Source organism: Arthrobacter sp. AB6 (assembly GCF_031844545.1).
Lineage (GTDB): Bacteria > Actinomycetota > Actinomycetes > Actinomycetales > Micrococcaceae > Arthrobacter.
The window spans coordinates 51,025-76,493 of record NZ_JAUZVL010000021.1; the positions used below are offsets into that span (position 1 = coordinate 51,025).

22 protein-coding genes and 1 pseudogene are annotated in these 25,469 nt (G+C 60.6%); 12 read left to right on the forward strand and 11 right to left on the reverse strand.

The window, feature by feature from the left end; genetic code table 11:
- Nucleotides 1-5 precede the first annotated feature (5 nt).
- Complete coding sequence (locus Q9R30_RS15205; RefSeq protein WP_311218096.1) at nucleotides 6-1,076, forward strand: LysR family transcriptional regulator; 1,071 nt, start codon at nucleotides 6-8, stop codon at nucleotides 1,074-1,076.
- A gap of 307 nt (nucleotides 1,077-1,383) precedes the next feature.
- Here Q9R30_RS15205 and Q9R30_RS15210 read toward each other — a convergent pair whose 3' ends face one another.
- The 3 genes from Q9R30_RS15210 to Q9R30_RS15220 form a co-directional block, all read right to left on the reverse strand.
- Complete coding sequence (locus tag Q9R30_RS15210) at nucleotides 1,384-2,274, reverse strand: arginase family protein (RefSeq protein WP_311218097.1); 891 nt, start codon at nucleotides 2,272-2,274, stop codon at nucleotides 1,384-1,386.
- A 27-nt stretch (nucleotides 2,275-2,301) separates the two neighbouring features.
- The gene (locus Q9R30_RS15215; RefSeq protein ID WP_311218098.1) at nucleotides 2,302-2,463 is read right to left on the reverse strand and encodes a hypothetical protein; all 162 of its coding nucleotides are present in this window, start codon (nucleotides 2,461-2,463) and stop codon (nucleotides 2,302-2,304) included.
- A gap of 179 nt (nucleotides 2,464-2,642) precedes the next feature.
- Nucleotides 2,643-3,527, reverse strand: coding sequence for a LysR family transcriptional regulator (locus Q9R30_RS15220; RefSeq protein ID WP_311218099.1), 885 nt, complete (start codon nucleotides 3,525-3,527; stop codon nucleotides 2,643-2,645).
- A 107-nt stretch (nucleotides 3,528-3,634) separates the two neighbouring features.
- On the opposite strand from Q9R30_RS15220, the gene Q9R30_RS15225 reads away from it, so the two are divergent.
- The 8 genes from Q9R30_RS15225 to Q9R30_RS15260 all read left to right on the forward strand — a co-directional run bounded on the left by Q9R30_RS15225 (nucleotide 3,635) and on the right by Q9R30_RS15260 (nucleotide 11,557).
- Complete coding sequence (locus tag Q9R30_RS15225) at nucleotides 3,635-4,402, forward strand: cyclase family protein (protein WP_311218100.1); 768 nt, start codon at nucleotides 3,635-3,637, stop codon at nucleotides 4,400-4,402.
- Complete coding sequence (locus tag Q9R30_RS15230) at nucleotides 4,399-5,775, forward strand: hypothetical protein (protein ID WP_311218101.1); 1,377 nt, start codon at nucleotides 4,399-4,401, stop codon at nucleotides 5,773-5,775. Before Q9R30_RS15225 ends, Q9R30_RS15230 begins: the two co-directional genes overlap by 4 nt.
- Nucleotides 5,776-5,942: 167 nt before the next feature.
- Entirely contained in the window at nucleotides 5,943-7,508 is a 1,566-nt protein-coding gene (mmsA, locus tag Q9R30_RS15235; RefSeq protein ID WP_311218102.1) for a multiple monosaccharide ABC transporter ATP-binding protein, read from the forward strand.
- The gene (gene mmsB / locus Q9R30_RS15240) at nucleotides 7,505-8,845 is read left to right on the forward strand and encodes a multiple monosaccharide ABC transporter permease (RefSeq protein ID WP_311218103.1); all 1,341 of its coding nucleotides are present in this window, start codon (nucleotides 7,505-7,507) and stop codon (nucleotides 8,843-8,845) included. The genes mmsA and mmsB overlap by 4 nt, the downstream gene beginning before the upstream one ends.
- A 74-nt stretch (nucleotides 8,846-8,919) precedes the next feature.
- Nucleotides 8,920-10,005, forward strand: coding sequence for a substrate-binding domain-containing protein (locus Q9R30_RS15245; RefSeq protein ID WP_396136736.1), 1,086 nt, complete (start codon nucleotides 8,920-8,922; stop codon nucleotides 10,003-10,005).
- A gap of 74 nt (nucleotides 10,006-10,079) precedes the next feature.
- Nucleotides 10,080-10,232 (forward strand): hypothetical protein, encoded by a 153-nt coding sequence (locus Q9R30_RS15250; protein WP_311218105.1) that lies wholly within the window; start codon nucleotides 10,080-10,082, stop codon nucleotides 10,230-10,232.
- 75 nt (nucleotides 10,233-10,307) lie between these two features.
- The gene (locus Q9R30_RS15255) at nucleotides 10,308-10,952 is read left to right on the forward strand and encodes a hypothetical protein (RefSeq protein ID WP_311218106.1); all 645 of its coding nucleotides are present in this window, start codon (nucleotides 10,308-10,310) and stop codon (nucleotides 10,950-10,952) included.
- 221 nt (nucleotides 10,953-11,173) lie between these two features.
- Nucleotides 11,174-11,557 carry a hypothetical protein gene (locus tag Q9R30_RS15260; RefSeq protein ID WP_311218107.1) on the forward strand — a complete coding sequence of 128 codons (384 nt, stop codon included), beginning with the start codon at nucleotides 11,174-11,176 and terminating at the stop codon, nucleotides 11,555-11,557.
- A gap of 144 nt (nucleotides 11,558-11,701) precedes the next feature.
- Here the strand turns inward: Q9R30_RS15260 and Q9R30_RS15265 are convergent, their stop codons facing one another.
- From Q9R30_RS15265 to Q9R30_RS15280, 4 genes and pseudogenes are all read right to left on the reverse strand, one after another.
- Entirely contained in the window at nucleotides 11,702-13,078 is a 1,377-nt protein-coding gene (locus tag Q9R30_RS15265; RefSeq protein ID WP_311218108.1) for an MFS transporter, read from the reverse strand.
- 268 nt (nucleotides 13,079-13,346) lie between these two features.
- Nucleotides 13,347-14,099, reverse strand: coding sequence for an amino acid ABC transporter ATP-binding protein (locus Q9R30_RS15270; protein WP_311218118.1), 753 nt, complete (start codon nucleotides 14,097-14,099; stop codon nucleotides 13,347-13,349).
- A gap of 126 nt (nucleotides 14,100-14,225) precedes the next feature.
- A pseudogene (locus Q9R30_RS15275) lies at nucleotides 14,226-14,849 on the reverse strand (amino acid ABC transporter permease); the annotation flags it as partial.
- Nucleotides 14,850-14,903: 54 nt separating this feature from the next.
- Nucleotides 14,904-15,701: an ABC transporter substrate-binding protein gene (locus Q9R30_RS15280; protein WP_311218109.1), complete on the reverse strand. Its 798-nt coding sequence runs from the start codon at nucleotides 15,699-15,701 to the stop codon at nucleotides 14,904-14,906.
- 225 nt (nucleotides 15,702-15,926) lie between these two features.
- Between Q9R30_RS15280 and Q9R30_RS15285 the strand changes: the two genes are divergently transcribed.
- Together Q9R30_RS15285 and Q9R30_RS15290 are read left to right on the forward strand one after the other, a co-directional pair.
- Nucleotides 15,927-16,631, forward strand: coding sequence for a GntR family transcriptional regulator (locus tag Q9R30_RS15285; protein WP_311218110.1), 705 nt, complete (start codon nucleotides 15,927-15,929; stop codon nucleotides 16,629-16,631).
- Nucleotides 16,632-16,967: 336 nt separating this feature from the next.
- The gene (locus Q9R30_RS15290) at nucleotides 16,968-18,140 is read left to right on the forward strand and encodes a M24 family metallopeptidase (protein WP_311218111.1); all 1,173 of its coding nucleotides are present in this window, start codon (nucleotides 16,968-16,970) and stop codon (nucleotides 18,138-18,140) included.
- Nucleotides 18,141-18,278: 138 nt separating this feature from the next.
- Here Q9R30_RS15290 and Q9R30_RS15295 read toward each other — a convergent pair whose 3' ends face one another.
- The 4 genes from Q9R30_RS15295 to Q9R30_RS15310 all read right to left on the reverse strand — a co-directional run bounded on the left by Q9R30_RS15295 (nucleotide 18,279) and on the right by Q9R30_RS15310 (nucleotide 22,116).
- Nucleotides 18,279-19,193, reverse strand: a complete 915-nt coding sequence (locus Q9R30_RS15295) for a LysR family transcriptional regulator (protein ID WP_311218112.1) — start codon at nucleotides 19,191-19,193, stop codon at nucleotides 18,279-18,281.
- Nucleotides 19,194-19,401: 208 nt separating this feature from the next.
- The gene (locus tag Q9R30_RS15300; RefSeq protein WP_311218113.1) at nucleotides 19,402-19,890 is read right to left on the reverse strand and encodes a RidA family protein; all 489 of its coding nucleotides are present in this window, start codon (nucleotides 19,888-19,890) and stop codon (nucleotides 19,402-19,404) included.
- Between the two features lie 101 nt (nucleotides 19,891-19,991).
- Nucleotides 19,992-21,125, reverse strand: a complete 1,134-nt coding sequence (locus Q9R30_RS15305) for a diaminopropionate ammonia-lyase (protein ID WP_311218114.1) — start codon at nucleotides 21,123-21,125, stop codon at nucleotides 19,992-19,994.
- A gap of 88 nt (nucleotides 21,126-21,213) precedes the next feature.
- On the reverse strand, nucleotides 21,214-22,116 hold the full coding sequence (locus Q9R30_RS15310) for a LysR family transcriptional regulator (protein WP_311218115.1): 903 nt from the start codon (nucleotides 22,114-22,116) through the stop codon (nucleotides 21,214-21,216).
- 132 nt (nucleotides 22,117-22,248) lie between these two features.
- Between Q9R30_RS15310 and Q9R30_RS15315 the strand changes: the two genes are divergently transcribed.
- Nucleotides 22,249-23,559 carry a M20 family metallo-hydrolase gene (locus Q9R30_RS15315; protein WP_311218116.1) on the forward strand — a complete coding sequence of 437 codons (1,311 nt, stop codon included), beginning with the start codon at nucleotides 22,249-22,251 and terminating at the stop codon, nucleotides 23,557-23,559.
- Nucleotides 23,560-25,469: the final 1,910 nt, after the last annotated feature.

The following is a 25,469-nucleotide window of genomic DNA, read 5'->3' on the forward strand; positions in this document are numbered from 1 at the left end:
GGTCCTTGGTCTTTCCCTTGTTTAGAACGCCGTTGTCCCGATCCCGGGGATTGCCTCTCAAGGGCAATACCTTCGGCTGTGCTTCCAGTCACATCAGCGTACGAGACAAGAAGCGTCCGAATAAGGGCGTATGGGACAATGCATTATTTCCTGAAACGAAAGAAGTAGTGATGGACCTTACGTCAATCGATGACTTGGAGTTCTTCGAACAGATTTCGCGTTCGCAGAGCCTGACTGACGCCGCCAGGACTTGGGGGAAGTCGGTGTCAGCGGTCAGCAAGCGGCTCACGGCGCTTGAGGCGCGACTGGGGGTGCCGCTAGTCCGACGCAGCACCAGGCGCCTCACCCTTACCGAAGAGGGACAACTCTATTCAGCGGGGGCGTTGTCTATCCTTCAGCAGAAGACGGATCTGGAAGATGCCCTTTCCGTGCAGCATGGCGAACTTAAGGGACGGATCGCTGTGCATTCGACGCTGGGGATCGGCCGCAAGCACATCGCGCCGCTGTTGGGGGAATTCGCCCGGCAGCACCCCTTGATCCGGATAGATCTGGAGCTCTCAGCGCTGCCCCTGAATATCTCGGGCACAAACTTTGACATCGCCATCCGCGTGGGGGCGTTGTCGGACTCCAGGCTCAAGGCGAAGCTCCTGGCACAGAATAGGCGGATCGTTTGCGCGGCACCCAGCTACATGGATAGCGCGCCGCCCCTCAAGACCACCCGGGATCTTGATCGGCACAACTGCATTGTCCTAAGGGAAAACAACGCCGACTACTCGCTGTGGCGGTTCGGCGAAAACGAGCAGGAATCCGTAAGCGTCAGCGGCAGCATGATCAGTGACGATGGGGACGTCGTGACCGACTGGTGCGTACAAGGACTGGGGCTAATCATGCGCTCCACCTGGCACGTCAACCCATTGATCCGCCAAGGCATACTCCAGCAGGTTCTCCCGGATATTCCAACACCCACCGCGGACATCTATGCCCTCTATCCTGCAACGACCCGGACCCCGCGACGCATCACCGCCGCCATCGAGCACCTGCAGCAAGGTCTCAAAGCCAGGCTTTCCTCGACGTGAAGCAAGGCGTGGCGGGTGCCTCGAGGCGTTACCCGGACTCCTGCATGTACGAGTGAACAAGAGCACTATTCGGGACGCCAAGAGATTTAAGTGGAACCAGGCGCTTATCGGCATTAGCGGTAGATTACCTACGGCAATTGTCCCTGTTTGTGGGGAGCAACAGTATGGAAACTGGCATTGGTTTTCTCGGCCATTGGACTGGAATGAACCAGCGAAGTCTGGACGGAGGGTGAAGCTTTTTATATAAGGCGGTTCAAGAGGCCGGTTAAAAAGCTTAAGTTGTTCGAGATCTTGTTTGAAGAAGGCGCTAGATCAAGGGCATTTCGGAAAGAATGGCACGCATATGCATCGCTTGTCGTGGAATGAATTCGGCTACGGTGAAACCAACGACCTCTACCGCATCTGCGACGTCTTGGATGATCCGGCGCAGGTCTGTTGCACTAAGGCCATGCGGCTCGGACCCCAGCCCTAGCATGTGCTCGTCTCCATCGATTGAGTCGACGTCAAAGTGGATTGCGACCTTGCCGCAGTTTGTGGACTGGAGCCATTCAAGCAGCGCGGTGCTGTTCTCAGAGAGCTCCTTGGGGCTGAACGAATGCAGGCCCCACTCGGCAATGTGGGGGTAATCGTGTTCTGTCCATGAGTGCAAACCCACGAGGGCGACACGTTCAGCGTCGATGATCCCCGGCAGTAAGCCTGTAATTTCGGGATCACCTTTGCCAACGAGTGTTGAGACAGCCATGGCATGGTACCCGTCGTACTCGCTACCAGAAGTGCCTACATCCGGATGCGCATCAATCCACACCACTGCAACGTCATCCCCGTACCGATTTGCAAGGTAGGAGAAGGGCGCGACGCTGACAGAGCATTCCCCGCCAAGCGTGGTGATCTGGTCGGGTTGCTGCTCGGTGATCAGCTTAAGCGCGCGCGCAAGCTGGTCAACGAGTATTGGCTTTGCTTCGATGCCATCGTGTGTTTGCGTGCCCTCATCAGACATTGTTACTGGCACAACGACGGTGGGACCGTCGTGCGGGGGAAGCACAGCCTGGAGCACGGATGCCCCCAGTGCATATCCTCTGCGGGCAACCTCCAGTGGAAACTCCGACGCATAGATCTTGATGGCATCTACGCCTCCGCCCTGCCATTGGGGCCACACGACACGAAGGTGACTTCCGATGCTGCTTTTTGATGCGGCCATTGATGCTGCTCCTTGCTTGGTGGTTTGCTACGGACGAAGGGCCGCTATGAGGTAGCGCGCCTGGGAAGCGTCAACGGCGCGAGGATGGAACACGCGCAGCTCACCTTCGAGTGCGCCCTGGTGCAGGTCGACGGCGCCCCCTTTGATATTCGTGCACCCGATGTCGACGCAGATAAGTACTGAGGTCATTGTGGATTCCTGTCGTAAGGGGAACGGCGGCAGGCATGAGGAACAGCGGAACGTGGTGCTGGTCCTGCTGCTACGCGGGGGCAAGACCGACGGGCTTGAGACCACGTCTTGGCTGGCGGCACGGAGGAGTCTTGTGGCGGGGGGCCGGCCACCATGCACGGCAACGCGTGCATGGGCCGTTAAGCGCCAGCGACAGCGGCGGGCTGGGTCTGGGCGGCAACGGCGTTGACCAGTGCCCGTTCCAGGGGCCCGATGTCGGTTCTCGCCGCCGCCATGACGCGCTCGGTGGGCGGCGGGTTGAGCGTGATCTTTTGCAGGGAGCGCTCGTCCACGGCCCGGTCCGCGGTGGTGAAAGTGATTCCCAGCCCCGCCGCGACCATCGCCTCGGCTGCCTGGGCCGATGAGGCGGCAAGCGTGACGTCGTCAGCGAAGCGCCATGCATCGCTTATCGAGGCGAGGCGTTGGAGGGCGGGCGAGCCGACCCAGCCCTCGCCGAAGAGGTCCTCGGCGGAGACTTGGTTCCGGCCTGCGAGCCTGTGGTGAACGGGCACCAGGAGCATGTAGTCCACGTCGAAGGCGAGCATCAAGTCGCCGGGCCATTCTTTGAAGTCGACACCGAACCCGACATCGATGGTTCCCCGTTGGATTGCTTCACGCAGCAGCTGGCCGTTTTCATACTCCTGCACGCGGGCGCGCAATTGCGGGTGCTGTACGCGCAGGGACCCCAGCGCTGCTGCAACCCGGGCGACATGCTCACTGTGCTGGATACCGACGGCGATTTCGGGGATCTCCGCGGCTGCGGCAGTGAGCGAAGCCAACCTTGCGGTGGCAATTTCCCCTGAGAGGTGCCTGACCTTGTCCAAGAACGCCTGACCTGCTGCCGTGGGGAAAGTTCCACTGGGAAGCCGGTCGAACAGCCGGACGCCGACTTCGTCTTCAAGGGCACCGATCTGCTGTGACAGCGATGGCTGGGCCACGTGCATTTGTTTGGCAGCGAGGCAAATAGATCCGGCCATTTCGACGGCGAGGGCTGCATCGATCTGGCGGAGAGTAATTTTCTCCATAGAGAAATCCTATGCCTATGCCCTTCAACCCTAATAGGTTCACCCTATGCCCCTAAGTGGGGATTGGTCTTTGATTCGGCGCGATACCTGACCGCACGCTTGATGGCATGACCATCCACAACGAACTGGACCTGCATCAGTCAGCGGCCGAAGCGCTGCGCGACACCCTCAACTCCTACCGCGTCGTCGACCTCAGCCGCGAACTGATCCAGGGAATCCCCACTTTCCCGACTCACCCCAAGTTTTTCCTGCTGCCCTTCCCGGCGATGAGCGACCCGGCTGAATTCAACCAGCTCATCATGAGCGATCACTCCGGCACCCACGTCGACGTACCGGCTCACTTTGTGCCCGCCCACGACGATGACCGGCGTGTCTACACCCACGAGATTCCGGTGACCGGCCTGATGGGCCGTGCCGTGAAGTTAAGCTTCGGCCCATACGAACCCACCAGCTACAACATCGGCCTGGACGAGATCATCGAGTGGGAGGCGCAGAACGTCCCGATCGAAGCCGACGACATCGTCCTGTTCGATACGAAGTGGGAGCACCGCTGGTCGCTTGTTCCCGAAGGCTTCGACTACCTGCGCGGCTGGCCGGGAATCACCGGTGAAGCAGCCAAATACCTCCGCGAAAAAGGCGTCAAGGCGGTTGGCATCGACTGCATCAGCATCGACCCGGGTGACAAGTCTGGCGACGGACTGCGTGCGCACTACGAACTGTTGCCCCACGGAGTGCTCATCATGGAGAACCTCTGCAACCTGGTCGAGGTCCCCACTGTCAGCTATTTCATGGCACTTCCCCTGCGACTGACCGGCGGCACCGGCTCTCCGCTCCGTGCCATCAGCCTGATCCCGAACGGCGGTGTCAACCAGTGACCCGCGACGTCTCCTTCAAGGAAGTCCACCTGCCCGAACTCTCCGTCCTCGAAGACGAGCCGGTTCTGCCCCGCAACGTGTACGAGCAACGGTGGGCGCGGCTGCGGGAACGCATGGAGCAAACCGGCCTCGGCACCGTCGTTGTCTACGCTGACCGGGAACACCCCGCCGGTTCGCTCTACCTGACCGGGTTCGATCCCCGGTTCGAGGAAGCCGTCGTCGTCATTGGACTCGATGGCCCGGTCGCTGTCATCGCCGGCAACGAATCCCTGTCCATGGTTGCCGACCGCGGACTGGACCTGAAAGGCGTGCTATGCCAGTCGTTGAGCCTGCCCGGTCAGAAGCGTCAAACCCAGCGCAGGCTGTCCGACGCCCTCACCGAAGCCGGAGTTGATGCGTCGCGTCCTGTTGGCCTGGTCGGGTGGCGCTCCATTCCCCAGGACGACGTCCAGGGGTCTGAGCCGGCGTTCGCCGTACCCCACTTTGTCCTGCAGGAGCTGCGCCATGTTGCTGCTTCCGGCGTTGTGGAGGCCAGTGACCTGCTGGGCAGCAGCGACGGGCTGCGTGCCACCAACGACGTTCACCAGCTGGCGCTGAATGAGCATCGGTCCACCCGCGCGTCCGGGCATGTGTGGCGGGCGATCGAAGCCCTCCGCCCCGGCATCAGCGAATTGGAGCTCTCCGTAAATATGGGGCTTACCGGGCTTCCGCTGGCGGCCCACGTCATGCTGGCCACCGGCGCCGACCGGGTCAACGGGCTCTACAGCCCGTCCGGCCGGGTAATCGGCCGCGGCGACAGGCTCTCCACGGCTGTCGGCCTGCAGGGCGGGCTGGCCTCCCGTGCCGGCATCGTGTCGGAAATCGGTGACGAGGAACTCAGCGAAGAACAGCGAGAGTTTGTCCGCGGCTACTGGTTGGCGGTTGCGACCTGGTACGAGTCCCTGGCGATCGGTGCCTCCACGGGTGACATCGCCGAGAAGGTCACCAAAGTCCTGGCGACGGCAAACATCGAGCCGCTGCTGAACCCCGGTCACCTGCAGCACGTGGACGAGTGGCTCGACAGCCCGTTCGCGATCGGCAACGATCACCGGATCCACTCCGGCATGTCACTGCAGGCCGACATCATCCCGGTCGGGTCCGACCCCGGCATGTTCGCGAACGTCGAAGACGCTCTCGCCATTGCAGACGAAGCGCTGCGTGCAGAGTTCGCCGAACTCTACCCGGCAGCCTGGGAACGTGTGCAGCAGCGCCGCGCTTGGATGGAGCAGGCGCTCGGCATCCACCTAGCCGAGGAAGTACTCCCGTTCTGCGACCGGCCCGCAGCGCTCCCGCCGGGACTGCTCAGCCCCACGTTTGTCGCGACACTTACCTGAGAAACCGCCGGATTGGGTGCCGCCACAGGTCACCGTCAGCCCGGCTGACGGCCACAGCACCCCACCTCTCCGTCCCATGGGCGGGCGGCACCCCTTCCGCGAGGCAGACCTCGCACTGTTCAAGGGCTTCGACACCTGCGTCGCCCCTACCCCGAAAAGGCATGCCAATGGCACCACAACCAGTCATCCTCGAGATGCGCGCGATCACCAAGGAATTTCCCGGGGTGAAGGCGCTTGAGGATGTTTCCCTCACGGTTCGAGCCAACGAAATCCACGCGATCTGCGGCGAAAACGGTGCCGGGAAGTCCACCCTTATGAAAGTTCTCTCCGGCGTATACCCACACGGGAGTTACACAGGAGACATCGTCTATCAGGACGAAATCATGCGGTTCAAGGACATCAAATCCAGTGAACAGCACGGGATCGTCATCATCCATCAGGAACTCGCCCTCATCCCCGAGCTGTCGATCACCGAGAACATCTTCCTCGGCAATGAGCCCGGTCGCAACGGGTTCATCAGCTGGAGCGAAGCTCGGCGGCGCGGCGTCGAACTGCTCGCCAGGGTTGGGCTCGCCGATGACCCCGACACTCAGATCAAGAGCATCGGCGTCGGCAAGCAGCAGTTGGTCGAGATCGCCAAGGCTCTAAACAAGAACGTCAAACTCCTGATCCTCGACGAGCCTACGGCGGCACTCAATGAAGCGGAGTCCGCGCACCTGCTCGACCTCATCGTCGGGCTCAAGCACAAGGGCGTCAGCTCCATCATCATCAGCCACAAGCTCAACGAGATCGAGAAGGTCTCCGACCAGATCACTATTATCCGCGACGGACACAGCATCGAAACCCTCGACGTCAAGGCGGACGGAGTCGACGAAGACCGCATTATCCGCGGGATGGTCGGCCGCACCCTCGAAAGCCGTTTCCCCGAACGTACCCCGAACATCGGTGACGCGTTCTTCGAGGTGCGCAACTGGGTCGTCCAGCACCCGCAGGTCCCTGAGCGGCTTGTGGTGAAAAACTCCAGCTTCTCCGTCCGCCGAGGCGAGATCGTCGGCTTCGCCGGTCTCATGGGGGCGGGCCGGACGGAGCTCGTGATGAGCATCTTCGGTCGATCGTACGGCAACTTTGTCTCGGGGGAGATCCACAAAGACGGCCGTCAGATCCAGGTGCGCAACGTCTCCGAGGCGATCGACAACGGCTTGGCCTACGTCTCCGAGGACCGCAAGGTGCTTGGACTGAACCTGCTCAACGACATCAAGGAATCGGTAGTATCCGCCAAGCTGAGCAAGATCGCCAGCCGGGGTGTCGTGAGCAACCACAAGCAGCAGGGGGTCGCGGAAAAGTACCGCAAGAGTCTCCGCATCAAGTCCCCGGATGTCCACCGAAACGTCGGAACCCTCTCGGGCGGCAACCAGCAAAAGGTGGTTCTGGCCAAGTGGATGTTCACCGACCCGGACATCCTGATCCTGGACGAGCCTACCCGCGGCATCGATGTCGGCGCCAAGTTTGAGATTTACGCCATCATCCAGGAACTTGCGGCCCAGGGGAAAGGCATCATCGTCATCTCCTCTGAGCTCCCCGAACTCCTCGGAATCTCCGACCGCATCTACACCATCTTCGAAGGTCAGATCACCAACGAACTCGCCATCAGCGAAGCAACCCCCGAGACGCTCCTGAAGAGCATGACATCCGCCAGTAAGAGCCCAGCCACGAAGGACGTGACCCGATCATGACGACCCAGATTCGCGAGGAAAAACCGGCGGGAGGTATCCGCGACCTCGGCAAAATGTTCGGCTCCGGCCAGTCAACGGGACGCCAGTTCGGCATTCTCGGGGCGCTCGTTGTCATCACCGTCATCTTCCAGATCCTCACAGGCGGCAAGACCCTCGATCCGGTTAACCTGATCAACCTGATCAACCAAAACGCCTACGTGCTGATCCTGGCAATCGGCATGGTGATGATCATTATCGCCGGCCACATTGACCTCTCGGTCGGCTCGACCGCGGCGATGGTCGGGATCATCGTCGCGAAGGCGATGACCGAGTGGCACCTGCCCTGGCCGGCCGCTATCCTGCTGGGACTCGGCATTGGCGCTGCCGTCGGAGCCTGGCAGGGCTGGTGGGTTGCCTACGTCGGCGTCCCGGCGTTCATCGTCACTCTTGCCGGAATGCTGATCTTCCGGGGACTCAACCAGCTCGTCGGAAACGCCAACACCATTCCGGTCCCGGCCGACTTCACCTTCATCGGCGGCGGATTCCTCCCGGAATGGGGACCCTATACGGGCTTCAACAACTCCACGCTGCTCCTGGGCCTGGTCATTGCGGCCGTCCTCGTTGTCCTCGAACTCCGGATGCGGCGCACCCAAACCAAGCTCGGCTCCGACAAGGCGCCTCTGTGGGTCAGCGCGTTCAAGCTCGTCGTGCTCGTCGGGGTCGTGCTGTACGCGACGTTCCTGTTCGCGGGCGGCCGGGTCGGCACCTCGTTCCCGGTCTCGGGCATTATCCTGGGCGTCCTCATCATCATCTACTCGTTCGTGACACGCACCACCGTCTTCGGCCGCCACGTCTACGCCGTGGGCGGGAACGCACACGCTGCCGAGCTCTCCGGCGTGAAGATCCACCGGGTCAATTTCCTGCTGATGGTGAACATGTCAGTCCTGGCAGCGCTGGCCGGCATGATCGCCACCGCCCGTTCCATCTCATCCGGCCCCCAGGACGGCCTCGGCTGGGAGCTGGACGCGATCGCCGCGGTCTTCATCGGCGGAGCCGCGGTAGCCGGAGGCATCGGTACCGTCGCCGGCTCCATCGTCGGCGGCCTCGTCATCGCGGTGCTCAACAACGGCCTTCAGCTGCTCGGCGTGACCAGCGACAAGGTCCAGATTATCAAGGGGCTCGTGCTCCTCATCGCGGTCGGCATCGACGTGTACTCCAAACGCCGCGGCGGCCCCTCGCTGATCGGCAGGTTGCTCAACCATGGCAAGACCCCGGGTACGTCCACTTCCAAACCAGACAGCCTGGTGGCCGCCCGCGCCGACGATTCTACCGAGGACACCCCGGCCCTGGTGCCCTAAGTCCCGCACCAACCGCAACACCTTCACAAAATGCTCCACCCATGCAAATGTGGGTTTCACAGAAAGATACGCCAGTGCGAAAAATCACCACAGCGACAATGACCGTCGCAGCAGCCACCATGCTCGTGCTCTCCGGGTGTTCCGGCCGCGGAGAGGCCACACAGTCTGCAGCAGCCGGCTTCGACAAGGGGTCCACGATCGGTGTCGTCCTTCCGACCAAGACATCCGAAAACTGGGTCCTTGCCGGTGACCTGTTCACCAACGGCCTCAGGGACGCGGGCTTCAAGGGCGATGTGCAGTACGCCGGTGCTTCCAGCTCCGTCGCCGATCAGCAATCCCAGATTTCGTCGATGGTAACCAAGGGCGCCAAGGTCATCATTATCGGTGCAGTTGAAGCTGGCCAGCTCGCGTCTCAGGTGAAGGCCGCCCACGACGCAGGCGCCGTCGTCATCTCCTACGACCGTTTGATTGTGAACAGCCCTGACGTGGACTACCACATCGGCTTCGACTCGTTCCGGGTCGGGGAACTTCAGGGACAGTCCCTGTTGGAGGGCCTCAAGGAGCGGTTCCCGGACAAGAAGACCTACAACATCGAGCTCTTCTCCGGCTCGCCTGACGATTCCAGCGCCGCCGCCTTCTTCAACGGCGCCATGAAGGTCCTCAAGCCCAAGATTGACGACGGCACCCTCAAGGTCGTCTCCGGTCAGTCCGAAATCAAGCAGGCCGCCACGCCGGGCTGGCTGCCGCAGAACGCCCAGATCCGCATGGACACTCTGCTCGCCGGTAACTACGGCTCCACCGACCTCGACGGTGTCTTGTCGCCGAACGACACGATCGCCCGGGCGATCATCACATCGGTCAAGGGCGCTGGCAAGACCGTTCCCGTCGTGACCGGCCAGGACTCCGAAGTGGAATCCGTAAAGTCCATCGTCGCCGGACAGCAGTACTCCACGATCAATAAGGACACCCGCCTACTGGTGAAGGCCAACATCGAAGCTGTCGAGGCTCTTGCCGGCGGCCAGAAGCCCAAGACCAACACCGAGATCGACAATGGAGCAAAGAAGGTTCCCGCCGATCTGCTGACGCCCCTAATCGTCACCAAGAAGAACGCCGTCGAAGCCTATGCCAACGACCCCGTCCTGGCCCCGCTGACCAAGTAGCCGCAGGACCCTTACGGGAGGCGGGCTGTATCTCCAACGACCAGCCCGCCTCTCGTCATGCCCTAGGAAGTCTCATGTCCTTAATCAGTGTCCTCGCAAGCAATAAGGACGATCTGGAAACGGCACTCGACGCCGCCATCGACAAAGCCATCATGGAGGCCACCGCCTGCCCAGGAAGAGGAATCCTGGTAACACGCATGACTACTACTCCTACAGCCTCAAGCTGACCCACGAAGTGCCCTTCGGCACCACAAAACCGGACTCACTGGCCTGCACTTAACACGCGGCCGCTTTTGGAAATCATGACAGGTCATAACGCACTGCTGCACATACTTGAACGCATTAGCTCCTTCGATGCTGTCGTTTGGGATTTCGACGGTGTTCTGTCCGAGACAGAGGCCCTGCATCAGGAAAGCTACCGGCAGGTCGCTGCCTCCCATCAGTTCACCCCCGGAGGTGACTGGTACACCGCGCTCATCGGGAACACCGCTTTCGACAACTGGCGCATCCTCATAGACAGCGGTCTCCCGGCCGAGGCATCGCATATTTCAGCCCTTGAAGCGGAACGCGAGCACGCCTTCGCCAGGCTGGTAGGAGCGGGACTTTCCCTCAGCAAGATCGGCGAGATCCTTGTCCCAGCCTTCGCCGCAAGCGGAACAAAACAAGAGGTCGTCTCAAACGGGGATCTGTCACTAATACACACCTCCATCAGACAGTGGGGGTTGGACGAAGTGCTGCACATTGTCCAACGCCGCCCGGCTGCGGACAAGCATGAGTTGATCAAAGCGCGGGCACGACCCGGGGTGGTGACCTTCGACGACACGGACAGGTACCTCAGGGCCGCCGAGGAAGCCGGGGCTCTAGCGGTTGGAGTGCGGCACCGGCATAACAGCCATTGCAAACTCTCCAACCTCATCTTGCACATTGACGCTCCAGGAGCCCCGTAGCCCTGTCCACGGGAAATTGCGTCATCGTTCACGGGCTAACGCGCATTTTCATCAACACCAGCTCGCCACCCGGCCGGCTCAATCTTGGCAGGACACCGACCCCCAGCCGCCGGCCCCACTCAAAACCCCGGAACAAGTTCTCCGGGTAAGACAATGCGGAAGGACCCTACCCGTGATCGAGCACATCAGCGCCCCGGGTCCTGGCAGCGGTCCGTACAGACATGGAATTTCAAACACGCATGCCGGCGGCCAGGCACTACATTGAAAACCTCCTCGCAGCATTCAACCTGGCAGTCGGCACAGGCAACACCGAAGCCCTGGCAATCCTGACGCAAAATGTCGCGGTCACACTCCAGTCCATGGCAGCAGAACCGACGGATGTCATCAGCTTCCTGACGCCGGACTACGGCAAAGCGATCCAGACCATAACCAATCTCAGCCTCACGCCTGAAGAATCGTGTGTTCACTACACCGGCACATACCAAATCTGGATGATCGAGGACAGAAAACCAGCATGCGCCGCTTTAGGACATGTTCAGGGCACCCTGGAAGCGGGTCCCCAGGTTTGGCGGTGGGTACGTCACAGCATCACTCCGCTTCCATGAAATGAGCTTGCAGCGAGCACTCACATGCAGGGTGGCGTGATGCGGGCCTAATCTGTGCTTGTTAAACACGTAGCCGGCCCCACTGGAGTTCTCTCCAGTGGGGCCGCTGTCATCCCGGAACGCGCGGAATAGGCTCACCGACACCTAGTGCGTGGACAGTTCCGAGGCTTGAGGGGCCGGCCGGCTGGCGGTAGCCAGCCGGGTTAGGGGTTGCCCGGCGGTTTCTTTGAGTGTGCGCACGGCCAGGAGTCCAACCAGCGCCATCGCTGATAGGTAGAAACCTGCCGAGATATGGGTGCCCGTGCCGCGGATGATGGTCTCGATGATGAGCGGGGCGGTGCCGCCGAAAACCGCGACCGCGATGTTGTAGGACATGCCCAGGCCCGAGCTGCGGTGCTCTGTGGGGAATAGCGCGGGAAGAGTCGCTGCCAGGGATCCCATGTAGAGGGCTACGGAGATGCCGATGAGCACGAGGCCAGCAACGACAAGGGGGACGTTGCCGGTGTTCACCAGCATGAAGGCCGGGACGCTGAAAACGACGGTCCAGACGGAACCGATCCACAGCAGGGGTTTACGGCCAACGCGATCCGAGAGCTTCCCGACGAAGGGCATTGCTACGGCCATCAAAATGAGCACGGGGACCCCGAGAAGATTGCTGATGAGCGGGTCCAGGTTGTTCAGTCCTGAGAGGTATGTGGGCATGTACGAGGTGAAGGCATAGCCGGCGGTGTTGGCCGACGCGACGAGGATCGCGGTTTGGAGCATCGGCCGCCAGTTCGCCCGAATAGTCGACAGAGGCGTTGGTGGGGTCGTGGTCTGCCCGGTCCTTTGATCGTGGAGTTCGGCGAACAGTGGCGACTCTTCAACTTTGAGCCGCATGTAAATGGCGACGAGTCCGATGGGTCCTGCAACGAGGAAGGGGACGCGCCAGACCCAGTCCACCATTGCCTGGTGTCCGAAGGTGAGCTGGAGCATGGTTACGAAGGTTGCTCCGGCGGCAAATCCGAAGAAGCTTCCTGCGTCCAGGAAGGCGCAGTAGAAGCCGCGGCGCCGGTCCGGTGAGTGTTCTGCGATGAACGTAAGGGCGCCGGTCAGTTCTCCGCCTGCGGAGAATCCTTGGAGAACCTTGAGCAGGATGAGCAGCACAACCGCAGCGAGGCCAATCGTGTCGTATCCGGGCAGAAGTCCGATGGTGAAGGTGGCTAGGACCACCAGGCTCAGCGTGATGAAGAGGACTTTCTGTCGTCCGATGCGGTCGCCCAGCCATCCGAAGAAGATGCCGCCGAGGGGGCGGCAGACGTAGGTGCTGGCAAAGGCTCCCAGCAGGAACAGGACTTGCGCGGAGGGGGAGGCCTCGGGGAGGAAAACAGGGCCCATGGTCGCGATCAGGTATCCGAAGACGCCGACGTCATACCATTCCATGAGGTTGCCAACGAAGGTCCCGCGTACAGCGCGGCGCAGTACCACGGGATCGACATCGCGGTGTGAGCTTATGGCAGATGGGTGAGGCGGGGTTGTCATGGTGTCACTTCTCTAACTTGGTAAGACGATTCTCCTGCTAACGGAGGCGAATCAGTAGGCCGGAAGTCCTGTCGGTATTTTGTCTGGTTGTGCCAGCCGCGGTGAGGTTGGGGGCGGCGAATTGCAACTCTGTTCCTGCCCCCGTCGGGTAGCTCCGTGAGCGCGCCCGACGGGGCAGGGACAATTTTCTGGTGATGGGGCTAGACCGGGCGGTAGGATCTAGCGACTGCTTGTATTGATGAAGCGAGGTTTTGGCACTCGTTTCGTTCTAGGCCGTCGTTGCCACGCGGGCCAGGAACTGCCGGGTGCGTTCGTGGGAAGGTGACCCGAAAATCTGTTCGGTCGGTCCTTCCTCGATGATCGAACCGGCCTCCATGAAGACGACCCGGTCGGCCACCTGGCGGGCGAAACGCATTTCGTGGGTGACGATCACCATGGTGAGGCCCTCGGCGGCAAGGTCGGCCATAACGCCCAGTACTTCATCGACCAGTTCGGGGTCGAGGGCGGAGGTCGGCTCGTCGAAGAGGATGGCTTCCGGCGACACTGCCAGAGATCTTGCGATTGCCACCCGCTGCTGCTGGCCGCCTGAGAGTTGGTGGGGGTACTTTTCCGCGTGCGCACCGAGTCCGACCTTCTTTAGAAGTTCGCGCGCCCGTTCCTCGGCTTCCTGTTTCGTTGTGATGCGGAGGTATGTCAGAGCGAAGGTGACATTCTCCAGAGCCGTTTTGTGGGGGAAGAGATGGAACTGCTGGAAGACCATGCCGAGCTTGCGGCGCTGTTTGGCCACGCTGCGGTCTGCAGCGGCCACCTGCACCCCTTTGCTCCATTGGTATCCGACGGGTTCCCCGTGGAGCTGAATGTCGCCGGAGTCGATAGTTTCCAGAGCGTTCAGCGTGCGGATGAGAGTAGTTTTGCCCGACCCCGAGGGTCCCACAACGGCAATCACTTCGCCACGCCGCACATCCAGGTTGATGTCCTTCAGCACGCAGTTGGATCCATAGGATTTGTTCACCGCCCTCATCGAAAGAACTGTCGGACCCGGTTCCCTGATGGACTTGACGATTCGTCCTTCCGGCGCCTTGGGAAGGCCAGCGAGCGGATCTTCGATGCTGGCGCGCTTGCGTTTGTTGACGTCGAGGGAGCGTTCCAGAAGCTTCGTTCCGAAGGTCAAAACGCTTACCAAACCCACATAGAAGATGGCGACCACAAAAAGTGTTTCAAGCACGAGGAAGTTCTGCGTGTAGAGACGCTGCCCGGTCAGCAGTAGTTCCGTCAGCGAAATGGCCGACACGAGTGAAGTCAGTTTCACGATGGACACCAGCTCGTTGGCCAATGCCGGCAGGGAAACCCGGAAGGCCTGGGGTATGACGATATGCCGTTGCACGCCCCTCCATGGGACGCCCAGCGCCAGCGCCGCTTCTCCTTGCCCCTTTGCCACAGCCAAGAGTCCGCCCCTGTGAATCTCCGCCATGTAGGCGGCCTCGGACAGAACCAGTGCTACGAAACCGGCGGCAAACGGGTCTCCCACAATTGCCCGGGCGGCCGGGACTGCCTGGGGGATGTTATAGACAAATATGAGGAGCACCAGAAGCGGCAGGCTCCTGAAAAACCATACGTAAACGCCCAAGATCCAGCGCAGGGACCTGAATTTGCTGTTGCGGCCTAATGCCACCAGCATTCCCAGTGCCGCGGCAACCACCCACGATAGGACGGAGAGCTCAAGGACGACCAGGGCGGCCTGCCAGAAGGCAGGGTCTCCGAACAGAGACATGATGTACAACCAGTCCACGGAAATCTTCTTTCAGATTGAAGTTGGGTGACGGTCTTAATTGCCCAGGGCAGCCTTGACCTGTTCCTCTGTGGCGGTCTTGAGGTTGTACTTCTTCAGGAGGTCTTCGTATTCGCCTCCGGTCCGCAGTTCCTCCAGGCCCTTTTCGATGCGTTCCTTAAGTTCGGTATTTCCCTTTGCGACTGCCATGCCTACGGGGACCGGATAGAGCAACTCACTGCTGGTGATCTTGAGCGTGTTCTTCTTCTCCACGATGTTTGCCGCGACTGCTGCGTCGGTAACCTGGGCCTGGACCTGGTTGGAGAGCAGGGCCTGGGTCGCTTCTGGATCGGTCGCGAATTCCCTGGCGTCGACAGGATTCTTCCCTGCCGTTTGGCACACGGTGTTGGCATCGCTGGCAAGCTTTTTGGAGATGTCACTTCCCTTCAGGACGCTGACGGTCGTTCCGCATAGATCCTCGGTGGAGGCGGGTGGGTGGATCGAGTTCGACTGCGCGATGATCGAGTTTCCGGTGGAGAAGTAGGGGATGAAGTCAATCTGCTTGCTGCGGTCCGGTGTGATGTAGAGAGCGGAGGAAATGACTTCGAAGGTTCCGCTTTTGAGGCCATTGATCAGTTGCTCGAACCGGGTGTCCTTGAAGGTTGCGGAAACTCCGATTTTGGGCCCGAGAAGCTGCCAGAGTTCGTAGTCCAAACCCGCTGGAGTCGAACCCTCGAAATAGTCGTAGGGGGGATAGGTCATATCTGAGCCAACCAGCAGTTCCTGCTGTCCGTTGGCGGCGTTACTGCTGGGTGCAGCGCATGCCGTTGCCCCCAGGAGCGAGAGAGAAGCCACTACTGCTAAGCCGCGCCAGGATGGGCGCCGTGATGTGGTGTTCGTCATATGCATACGGTGACATTAAGTGTTCAACACTTTCAAGGGGTATCGGTGAAAAAACTATGTGTCCGAGATCTAACCGGGCAAAAAAACGCGTAGTATCAGGGAGTTGTTCGGGCGGAAACTCGAAAAATTTGTTGAGCAAACCGTGGAAAAGGGCCGACATCGCCCTACACTTAGAGCATGGAAAACCTGACTTTGACTCTGGCACTCGGGGCGACGGCAGCCACCGACAGCGCAGAGGTGCACTCTGCCGAACGGGTCGCATTTCTGCTGCGCCAGGAAATCCTTTACGGGAAGCTCCGGCCCGGAGCAAAGCTGAAGGACACCCACCTCTCGGCCTCCTATGGGGTTTCCCGCAACACAATGAGGGACGCGATCCGGCAACTGACAGCGGACGGGCTCGTTGTACAGCGGCTCCACAACGGCAGCATGGTCCGGGTGCTGACGGAAGATGATGTTCGCGACATCTACAGAGTCCGCCGCGTTCTTGAGGAAGCTGCTATCCGGGCCAGCTCACAGGCGCCGGCATCTCAGCTCCGGGACGTGGTGGCATGCGTGGACGAAACTGCCCGCTGTGTTGCAGCCGAGGACTGGGACCAGGTGAATACGGCGACGATGCTGTACCACCAGGCCATTGTGCGCATGCTTGACTCCGCACGTACCGACGCATTCTTCGAAAACATCCTCGCTCAGCTGCGCCTTTCCTTCGGTTACATTCCCGATCAGGGGGAGTTCCACGTCAAGTGGCTTGAACGGGACCAGACGATTGCTTCGCTTCTCATGGCCGGCCAGCGTGAAGATGCCTGCCGCGAGCTCGCTTTCTACCTGAACGACTCCGAGGCACAGATCATTGACCTCATTCGGTCGGGCAGGCAACCCCACTAGCCGCCGGGCCCCGCCCACTTTGCGGTCAGAGGAACATCACCCCCCACTGCGCTTGACGGCGATCCTCACGGCTCCGTCCACCCGGCCCTGAGCGTCTGGCGGCCGGTCCGCTCCAAGGAGCCGGACCGGCAACTGCCATGCAGTCAACCAAAAAAGGGGCAGCCCGAGCCAACGTTCCCTTCGCCGCAGTTAGGGTGCAGCACACGCACCAAAAGTGTTGAACATCTTTTAGAACATTTTCCGTTTTCGGGGTTACTTCCCTATTTAGCCAGTGCTATCGTCTTAAAAGTGTTCAACACTCGCCGCAGCACCGGCGCCAGCTCATAAGGAGTACTCATGTCCGACACTTCCCTCGCCAAGGAACTTTCGACCCGCCACGCCGCACTTCGTGCGGAGCTCGACAAGATGGGGGCTGCAGCTCTGGTGGCGACCAGGCCCAGCACCGTTACCTACCTGACCGGCTACACCACTTCGACCTGGTCAAACTTCAGCCGGCCAATCGTTGCTGTCCTGACCCGCCAGGAATTGATCATGATCGTTGCGGAGACCGAGACCGACGCTGTGCGCGAACGCGTACCGGGCGTTACAGTCCGGGATTACGTGGAACTTCTGGCGGTTCCTGAAACGATGTCCCTTCCGGACGGTCTGGTCCAGTTTGGGCCGGCGGCCGCAGGGGTGCTGGCCGATGTTGTGCCGTCGGCCGCTGAGGGGCTTATTGCCGTCGATGGCTACCACGCCGCTTTCCCGCCGGTTGCCCAGATCACCGATCTGGTGCCCGGATTGGACAGCCGCTGCGTCGATGCATCGGGGTTCGTGTGGCGTCTCATGCTCAACAAGTCCGAGTGGGAGGTCGAAAAGCTTGTCAAGGCCGCCGATGTCCTTGGCAACGCGCTGATCGGGCTGCAGGACGCGCTCCGTCCGGGCTTGACGGAGCAGCAGGTTTTCCAGCGGCTGGCCTCCGCTGCCTTTGACGCAGGTGCTCATGGCCTCGGCTACAACAACGTCGTTGCCGGGGTCCAGCGCGGCCTCTTTGGATCTCCGACCGAGCGGGTTTGGGAAAAGGGTGACGTCCTGTATGTCGACGGCGGTGTGCTTGTGGATGGGTACTGGGCGGATTTCTGCCGCATGTACACCATTGGTGCGCCTCTGCCGGACCAGGCAGCAGGATACGCGCGGGCACTGAAGGGCCTGCGTGAAGGTGTCGCCAGCGTAAACGTTGAAACCACAGCCGCTGACCTCTGCCGAACCATTCAGGGCGCGACCGACCTTGACCCGCATGATGTTGGATTCGGCCGCTTTGGCCACGGCCTTGGCCTTTACATGCCCGAGCCTCCCTCGATCCACCTCGATGACAAGACCCGGCTCGGTGCCAACACGGTTGTTTGCGTGGAACCGGCAGTTCTGCACGAGGGCGGCAACTACGTGGTTGAAGAGGAGTACTACTTCTCGGAAGGGACAACCCGGCTGCTGTCACCCATGGTTCCCGACGAGCTGATTGCGATCGGCTAGGGTCCAGGACACGAAGGAGCGGGGGCTCCGCCCGCAGGGCGGGGCCTCCGCTCTCGGCGTTTAAAGGGTCACCTGTTGGCCCGGCATGCTGGCAAAGAGACGGCATCCGCGGCAGCGGTTCGGGATCCAGGCAACGAGCTAGACGCTTCCGATACCGGCGATCACAGTCCGTAGCGCGTGGCGTACCGCGGTGATTGATGGGTGCTGGCGCGCGCCGGTTCTCGTTGCCGTCACGATACGGCGGTACTGGAGGGCTTCAGTGATCGGGAAGCGATGGAGTCCTGGCCCCGCGCCGGAGAGTGCAAGTTCCGGCAGGACGGCAACGGCGAGCCCGCGTTCCACCAGCCGGCGATGCACCATCAAGTCTTCAGATGTACACATCACTCTGGGTTCAAATCCGGCTTTCCGACACTGGCTGGTGACCCAAAGACGCGGGGGAGTATCCGCCGGTTCCATCGCCCAGCCCATGTGGCCCAACTGGCCGATGATGTTGGTGTCACGGTCAATGCCGACGGCATGGTCTCCGGCCAGGACCACCCATAGCGGATCGATGTGAAGTTCGTGGAATTCGATGCCCTGCGCAGGCGGAACGGGGAATCCCGGAAACTCTTCGGCTACGACCAGGTCGAAAAGTCCGCTGGCCAGGCCGGGCAGGGTTTCACCCGGCTCCCCTTGAGTTATCTCGACTTCAATCAGGGGGTGACTCTCGGCCAGTTGCACGAGCATGTCAGGTACCAGCATCAGCGCAGCGGTTTGAAAAGCCGCAACTTTGATCATGCCCCGCACTTCATTCAGGGAAGCTGCGACTTCCGCTTCGGCCTGCTCCAGCCTGCTGAGAATATCCTCGGCGTGCCTCACGAGAATGAGCGCTTGGGAAGTCAGCCTTACACCCCGCCCAGCCGGTTCCAGCAGTGGAACGCCGGCTTCCGCCTCAAGTTGCTGGAGCTGCTGGGAGACCGCCGAAGTGCTATACGAAAGGGCTTTCGCGACCGCTGTCAGGGTCTTCCTCCGGTTTAGTTCAACGAGGACCTTCAGACGCGTTATCTGGAGCACGCGGGTTTCCGCTCGTCGCTGAGGTGACAGAAGAGCGGGCGATTGCATGGTCGTGGTTCGCTCTGAACGTTCACCAAAAAGGTTCTCTTTTCCTAGGACTGTTCGTTCTCTCTTCAAGCTTAGACCTGCAGCAGAGGTCCGCAAAAGACACCCAAGCACCCGGAAGCAGCTTCACTTCCGGGTGCTGGGCGGCGCCTGCGATGGGGGGTTAGGCGAATTCCACTATGAGTTCTACTTCAACCGGTGCGTTCAGCGGCAGTTCTGCCACACCGACAGCAGAACGGGCGTGCTGACCCTTATTGCCAAAAACCTGCAGCAACAGGTTGCTGGCTGCATTCATGACGGCGGGCTGGCCGTTGAAGCCAGGGGCTGAGGCCACAAAGCCGATGACTTTCAGGACGCGGGCGGTGTCAAGGTCGCCGTGTTGTCCGGCGGCTGCGAGAGCATTCAGCGTGCAGGTGACGGCGAGGTCAGCGGCCTCTTCGGCCATGACTTCGGCCCCGACCTTCCCGGTCCCGAGGAGCGCTCCGCCGGCCAGTGGCAGCTGGCCGGACGTGAATACCGTATGTCCCGACCTGATCGCGGGAACGTAGCTTGCAGTTCCTGTGGTTACATCGGGAAGCTTCAGACCAAGTTCAGCGAGGTTTTGCTTGGTGTCGGTGTGGATGAATGTCGTGGTCTCGGTGCTATTGGTCATGTCTTCCTTCATAGGGGAGGGGTAGGTTTTATTGGGTTCGGTCGGGGACCAGCGGGACAAGTCCTTTTCCGGCCGTCCGGGCAGCGGATCCCGCGGACGGACTAGCGAAGCGGATTGGCTGCAAGTCCTTCTGTGCTCACGAGAACGATGAGGGAATCGGAGGTGATGCCCAATTCCCGTCGCCGCTCGTTGTCACTGAGTGCTGCTCGTAGTCCTGCCAGCGTTGAGGCGCCGCATGGTCCTGCGTCGAGTCCGAGGGCCTGCAATTCCAGCACGGCCCTGCGGCATTCGTCCTCTGAGACGCTGACGGCGCCATCCAGCCCGGCCAGCAGCGAGGGCCAGGCCAGCTCAGAGGGGGTGCCACAATTCAGCCCGGACATGATCGTCGGGTACGAAGTGTCTACGGCCACGGGCTTTCCCGTCAGTAGCGATTGGGCGATGCACGCCGCCGAGTCGGGTTCTACGCTGAGAAGGGAAGGCGCGTTGGTGGCCTGGTTTCTGTAGTAATCGACCATTGCATGCGCCAGCGACCCTACGCCCACGGGGCAGACCACCAAATCTGCTGCGGCATGGTTGTCGATTTCGAGGGCTTCATCAATCTCGGCGAAGAGCGTGGTGTATCCGTCCACGATCCAGCGTGGGACCTCTATGTATCCGTCCCAGGAGGTGTCCTGGATGAGAATGTCCCTCGCACTGGCACCAACGGAGGCAGCGGCGGCTTCCACGACGTCGTCATAGACGGCATCGAGTTCGATCAGTTCGGCGCCTTCGTTCCTGATGGCACCGATGGCGGCACTGGAGAGTCCGTTGGGGATGTAGATTCTTGCGCTGAGTCCAAGGAGGGCGGCCATGCGCGAAACGGCCCGGCCGTGGTTTCCGTCGGTGGCTGTCACGAGCACGGGCAGCGCGGCGGGGTCCATTCCGGCGCGCAGGCGGGTCCGCAGTTCGGGAACTGTCATGGTGCTGGCGTCCAGGCCGAGTCGTTCGCTGAGAGCCCGGCAGATTGCCCAGGATGCCCCCAGGATCTTGAAAGCAGGCAGACCGAGGCGGTTCGACTCGTCCTTAAGGAAAACCCTGCCGACCCTTAGCTCGTCCGCGATTGTCGGCAGCTCGGTCAGGGGTGTTGGCGAATAGTCAGCGAGAGTCCGGTGGAAGGGGAGGGCTGAGTCCGGGGTCCGGGTCTTCCAACCTCGAGCTGCTGGATTGGCGTACCAAAGTGAGTTGTGAGTAGGCATGAGTTCAGCATGAAGGACGGAATTAAAAAGTAAAAGCGCGCGTTTCTGGCCAATTCCTTCCAGTTTTACTTAACTCAGTTTGGGACGGTCAAGCCCTTTCTCTTGCCGCGGCCAAGAGAGCGGAACGCGCGGCGACGATCGCCGGATGGCGTTCAGAGCCCGATCGGACGGATGTGAAGATCCGCCGTTCGCCAAGGGGTTCGCTCAGTCTGAGGAGGCCGGGTGGGGGAGGGGCTGTCCGCCACAAGAGGTCCGGCAGGAGGGCTGCTGCCTGCCCCTCGATGACCAGTTGTCGATGAAACAGGACGTCGGTTGCCTCAAAGCGCACATCCGGCTCGAAGCCTGCCTCTCGGCACAGGGTGCTGGCCCACGCACGGGCGGTGGTTCCTTCCGGTTCCATGACCCAGGGAAAATCCTTGGCGGCCGCCGGCCCCTGTTGGTCATTCAGCCCTGCCACATTGGACCGTACAGCCAGCCTGAGTCCGTCTTGCCGCAGGGTGTCGTCGTGTAGGCCCTGCCGGGCGGGCACAGGATGACCCGGAAAATCTTCCGTTACGACGAGATCAAAGTCCCTTGCCAGAACGGCTGCCTGGGCTTGCCGTTCCTCCAGATGTCCAACTTCGACTCTGAGCCCCGGATGCTGTTCACGCAGTGTTGTAAGCATCAGCGGCACCAGCCCCAAGGCGACGGTTTGGAAAGCTCCCACACGTAATAGCCCCACAGCTCCGGTCCTGGTGGCGGCCATATCTGCTTCCGCACGCTCAAGTTGTGTCATGACGGCCTCGGTGTGGGCTATCAACACATCGGCCGCGGGGGTTAGGACAAGCCTGCGGCCGACTTGTTCCATCAGCTTTACTCCGACTTGGGATTCGAGCTGGGCTAAATGCTGGGAGACCGTGGATGGGCTGTACGAGAGCGCTTCAGCTACGGCCGTAACTGTTCCCCTGAGTTTGAGTTCCCTAAGCAGGCGGAGTTTGTGCAGGTCGTACACGCAGGACCATCCTTCGGTTAAAACGAACGTAACCTACCTATTACTCCTGATGGACCAAATGTTCAACAGTTCCTAGTGTTGAAGAAAGGGACCGAACATCCCATAAGAAGGCAGTACTACCCAGGAGGAACAGTGATCCAGGAAACCAGCCAGGTGATGGCGGAGAACATCCAGCAGCTCGCTGATTCGAGTGTGCGGATCGACGGCGATCGTCTTTGGGACTCGATTCTTGAACTAGGCCGGATAGGCGCCTACTACGACGACCACCTGAAGCTTGAAGGTGTCAACCGCAAATCGCTTACCGATGACGACAAGCTCGGCCGGGACCTGGTCGTCTCTTGGATGAAGGCCGCGGGGCTGGACGTCCAGATCGATCAAATGGGCAACATCCTCGGCCGAAGGGAAGGCCTGGACGCTGAAGCAGCTCCGGTAATGGCGGCCTCCCATATCGACACCGTAGCCACCGCGGGCGCATTTGACGGTTGCCTTGGAGTGTTGGGAGCCATCGAAGTCATCAGGGCCCTCAATGACACCAAGCTCGCCACGCGCCGGCCAATCGTCATCGCAGCCTTCACCGAGGAGGAAGGCGTCCGCTTCGGAACGGACATGCTGGGCAGTGCAGTAGCCGCAGGACGCGTGAGCCTCGAGCACGCCTATGCCCTTACCGACGATGCCGGGCTGCGTTTCGGGGACGAACTGGAGCGTATCGGGTACAAGGGCACGAAGGACGTCCGGCTGGATCCGCCGCACGCGTACGTTGAATGCCACATTGAACAAGGACCGATACTGGCAAAAGCCGGTCTGAAGCTCGGCGTCGTTACCGGCGTGCAGGGCATTTCGTGGCAGAAGATTACGTTCCGTGGCCGAGCAGCACACGCGGGAGCCACTCCCACGGAACTGCGTATCGACGCCGGCCTCGCTGCAGCCCGCCTTACCTGCCGGTTGCGGGAGATGGTCGACTCGGGCCGCTACGGTCAGCTCCGGGCAACAGTGGGCCATATTGCTACATCACCCGGCCTTCCCAGTGTCGTTCCCGATCTCACTGAAATGACCATCGACATGCGGACCCCCGACGATAACCACATGGCGCAGGCAGAAAAGGACATCCAGGACTTCCTCGAAGAACTGAAGCTTCAACAGCCGGGGCTTGGTGTCGAGGCGCTCCGCATGGCTAAAACCAACCAGGTTCCCTTTGATGAGTCGGTACAAAAGGCGATTGCCGAATCAGCAGAGGAACTCGGGCTGGACTACATGTACATCAGGTCCGGTGCCGGACATGATGCCCAAGAAATCGCAGCCATAACGCCAACAGCCATGATTTTCATCCCCGGCGAATACGACGGAATTAGCCACAACCCCCGCGAATATTCCACCCCCGAGGCATGCACGAACGGCATCAACGCGCTGGCCGTCACCATGGTCAAGCTCGCGAACGAGGAATAGACCATCCTCGACGCCCCGTCCGCGGTTGCGCAGCTTTCGGGTTGTCAGGACTTATCGCCCAGGATGCAGGCACTAATCGGCATCCGCGAAAGGAGACCATGGCTCGAAGGTCTCCGCCCAACGGCTGTGTCTCCCGTCCCAAGTCCCAGCCGCCGTCGGATCGAGTACCCGGCGGCGGCACTTTGACCTGCTCAAACAACAAGCACGATCACCACCTCGGCAAGTACACGAATCGGCAGCGCATGGCCTCCTGTGATTCATGCTCCGAACGTGCTTCCCCCTTGTACCTTCATGGCCAACATCTCCGATTACCAGCGCAACAGAGAATTAGTCCTGACAGCGCTGCCCCTACCGCCTACAGGACAGCACATGCCCTTAAACAAGTACTTCGCGTGGGACCGGCTTATCGGAGCCCGCGTCGAAATCCGACAATGCGGCCGGTACGTCAGGACCGGCGTAGTTGACGACGCAATGCCGGACTCCTCCGCTCTTTGGCTAGCGCCAGAAGGGGTCCATCCAAGGACTATTTACGAGGCCGCACTCCTATACGAGGCATGGGTCGAACCTCAAGTCCTCACCGGCAGCACCTGCTACCGCATGACCTCCAGCATGCTCTACCCAGGGCAGACACAAATGCACTGACTCTCGCTCAGCCCCTCGTCGTACTGGTAACCACTTCTCGGCCACGCCGTGTAATGGAGCCCTGCAGGGGCTGAAGAGTAAGGGCGCTTGGAACAAGACACCCGGGATCAATCCACTCCGAAAGGCATCTATGGAACTGCTGTGGGAAGCCGCGGGTTGGACAGGTGCAGTCTCTATCCTTGGGGCATATTCGGCCGTCTCTATGGGATGGTTGAAGGCTGGCCGACGCTTCCAAGCCGCAAACTTAGTTGGCGCTTGTGCCTTCATCGTCAACGGCACGTTCCACGAAGCATGGCCATCAGTGGCAACGAATATTGCTTGGTTTCTCATTTCTGCCGCCGCGCTTCATCGCATGGGTTGGGTGCGAACGTCCTCCAGGTCCGCAACTACGCCAGGCCTGCAATCGCAAATCCCAGCCTTCCCGACACGCCCTGCCAACAGGTAAAAAGCGAACTTCCTGCCGCTTCAACTGATGACCACAACGCTAGCGACCGACTTCCACGTCGAGGACCAAAGTGACCCCCCTGCGCGGCTTCAAAGCACAATCCAGGTCCGGGCAACCACGCTGCAAGGGCGGACCCTCCCACATAAGGAGACCAAAATTGACACTTCCTTGTATCACCATCACAGCACAGGACCCTGCTTCACGGGACCGCCAACTGGATGATGCGACTCGCATGATCCGAGACAAAGCTATTCATTGCGAAGTTCTCGTAACAAGGCTCGACTTCGCCCTATTTACAGTTGCAGTGAGCCCTGATGTGGACTTCGGAGTCATTCAGGAAACGGATCTGCTGCGACGTTAAACAGCAATAGAAACACAATCCCTGCCCTGTAATCGCAAACGCGTGAGTTCCAAATAAGGAGACGTCTTCATGATCCCCCTACCTTGCAAAAGCTCTCCAAACCAAACCACGAGCTGCAGTTGCAACGTCCTAGACGTACATACAGGCTGCGTAATTTCGCTTCTCAGACGCATAGCGACGCTTCTGGCCACCAGCACCGCTTGGACGGCCCACAAGAGGGAGGACCTTTTCGCAATCTCCTATATCTCTGAGTCCCTTGAAGACATAGAAGCAACAATTCTTGGAATCCACCTGGGCAAGTCTTCAGGCGAACCACGCTCACTTTTGTCCTCAAAAACCTGTTCATGTCCGACTCAACGCCGCATGAGGTCGCCTCAATGGACCGGCGCGTCGATCGACACATAAAGAAGGACGTCCCACCTGCCTTCCTAGACATCTTGCCGTCAACTAGGCGTTGGCTGC